Source organism: Streptomyces sp. (genome assembly GCF_036566765.1).
GTDB lineage: Bacteria > Actinomycetota > Actinomycetes > Streptomycetales > Streptomycetaceae > Streptomyces.
On the sequence record NZ_DATCVQ010000112.1, the window covers coordinates 1 to 2,520 of the forward strand.

Consider the following 2,520-nt stretch of genomic DNA (forward strand, 5'->3'; position numbering starts at 1 on the left):
CCAGATGCACGCTTTCGCCGGCCACCTCCGCGAGGCGGTTGCCGAACTGCGCGAACTGCTGACGTCCGTGCGGTCCGAGGACTGACCGGCGCACGGAAAGGACCGTAGGCCGTGCCCTCCGGGGGGAAGGGCACGGCCGACGGGTGGATCGTCTCGGACGAAGTGAGCGGGGCATGCACTCGCCTCGCCGCTGCCCGGCGGGAACCGCAACGGCATCCCCCGGCTGATGCCCCCTGCTCGCCAAGTCCCCTCCGTCGTCGCCCTGGTTCGGGCGCCCGCGACGACGGCCCGACGCCCTGATCGGCGACCGGGGCTGCGACCCGCGACCGCCTCGTTGCCGAAACCACCGATGCCCACATGGCCCCCGCCCGCGAGATCGATCAAGCGGCCGTCCTAAGATCCGGAGATGGTCGACGACGATGCTCTCCGGCTCACCGTCCTGGGGTCCGCGACACCCTACGCGAGCGTGGACAACCCGTGCTCCGGCTACCTGGTGTCCTGCGGCGATGTGCGGGTCTGGGTGGACGCCGGCAGTGGGACGCTGGCGGAGCTGCAGCGGCACGCCCGGCTCGAGGAGCTCGACGCCATCTGGATCTCGCACCTGCATGCCGACCACAGCGCGGACCTGCTCACCGCCTACTACGCGGCGCTCTACGCGGACATCCAGCTCTCGTCGCCGATCCCCTTGTTCGGACCACCGGGCATCGCCGACCGGCTCGCTCACTTCCTGACCAACGGTCCGACGCGCAGCCCGGTCGAGTCCGCCTTCGCCGTCCACGAGCTGCACGACGGGCACGAGACACGTCTAGGGTCACTTACCTTGACCAGCAGAGCGGTTGAGCACGGCATGCCGGCTTTCGCCGTTCGGATCGAAGCCCGGGAACGGTCACTGGTCTACTCCGGGGACACCGCGCCGTGCGCGAACCTCACGCAGCTGGCCGACAGGTGCGATGTGCTGCTGTGCGAGGCCGAGAGCGACCAGGCGTCGGGAGAGGGGGCCCTGGTGCACCACACGCCCGAAGACGCCGGCATCACCGCCTGTACGGCTCGGGCGGGCCGGTTGATCGTCACCCACGTCGGCAGGTTCCTCACTCCGCAACAGGCGGTGACACGCGCCTCGGCCCGCTTCGACGGTTCCGTCGACTACGCCGCGCCCGGTGCCACGTTCCTGATCGACTAGATCAAGGGCGGAGGCGGCGAATCCTGTCGTCCTGAGCGGGGCGGCGGGGACGCCGCCGTGGGCCGTGGCGATGCTGGTTCCAGCGGCATGCCGTCCGCCCGGTCCGGGAGGCACCGATGCGCAGGAGCAGCTGCGGTGCCTCGGCTGTATAGCCGGGGGCGACCACGTGCCGGCCGACGTCGTTCGAGAAGGATCACGGCGAGCATCGCCAGGTCGGCGGCGATCCGTGGCGCGCCGTCGTGCCGGAATCCCACGGGGTGAGGCGCCGTCACCCTGCGCGGTCGAAGCGGGAGGCCGTCCGGCCGCTTCGCCGGGCCGGTCGGTGATCGTCTGGGCAAGCATCGACGTATGCGACCACGGACGGCAAGGAGGCCGGTGTTGTCAGAGAACGAAACGCCCCCCAATGTGAGGCGCAGACGGGGTCTCAAGCGGTGGGCGCCCCTGCTGGCGGTGGCGGCCGTGTTGGCCGGCGTACTGCCGGCCGCCGCCACCAACGGGACGGTCTGGACGACCCTGCCCTCACTTGCCACGGCACGGGATTTCCTGGGGTCGGCGACCGCTCCCTGTCCCCCAGCGCAGACCGGTACCTGCGTCTACGTGATGGGCGGCCGTGACTCGCTTGGCGATGCCGAGACCCCCTCCACGGTCACCGGCAGGACGGAGTCGTACAACCGGATCACTAACGCCTGGTCGACGGTCCGTCCCATGCCCACGCCCCGGTGGGGCTTCGGGGCTGCGAGCGCGCCCTGTCCGCCTGGTCAGACCGGTACCTGCGTGTACACGATCGGAGGATTCACGTCCTTCGCCCTCGTGGGTGAGGATCTCCCCGTCGCAACGGTGGAGTCGTACAACCCGGTCACCAACACCTGGAGCACGGTCGCAGCTCTCCCCGCTCCGCGCGGGTTCCTCGCGGCGGCGGCCGCACCCTGCCCTACGGGGCAGTCCGGCACCTGCGTGTACGCCATGGGCGGCAACGACGGCGACAACGTCGTGAACACCGCGTACGCGTACAACCCCGTCACCAACGGCTGGACCCAGGTGGCGCCGCTGCCCACCCCTCGGCACGCCTTCGCGGCGGCGGCCGCAACCTGTCCGCCGGGCCAGTCCGGCACCTGCGTGTACGCGATGGGCGGCCTCGACAGCGACGTCTCCGTCTTGTCGAGCGTCCGCTCGTACAACCCCGTCACCAACGGCTGGACCCAGGTGGCGCCGCTGCCCACCGCTCGGTACCTCCTCGCCGCGGCTGCCGCGCCCTGCCCGCCGGGGCAGACCGGCACCTGCGTGTACGCGGTCGGGGGCCGCGGCACCACGTTCAACGTCCAGGGCGAGGTGGAGTCGTT

At 71.1% G+C, this 2,520-nt stretch carries 2 protein-coding genes; both read left to right on the forward strand.

Annotation, left to right across the window (positions count from 1 at the left end):
• Positions 1–406: 406 nt before the first annotated feature.
• Positions 407–1,180: an MBL fold metallo-hydrolase gene (locus VIU94_RS06015; protein WP_331908319.1), complete on the forward strand. Its 774-nt coding sequence runs from the start codon at positions 407–409 to the stop codon at positions 1,178–1,180.
• 348 nt (positions 1,181–1,528) lie between these two features.
• On the forward strand, positions 1,529–2,520 hold a 992-nt coding region (locus VIU94_RS44625; RefSeq protein ID WP_414720896.1), incomplete at its 3' end, for a Kelch repeat-containing protein.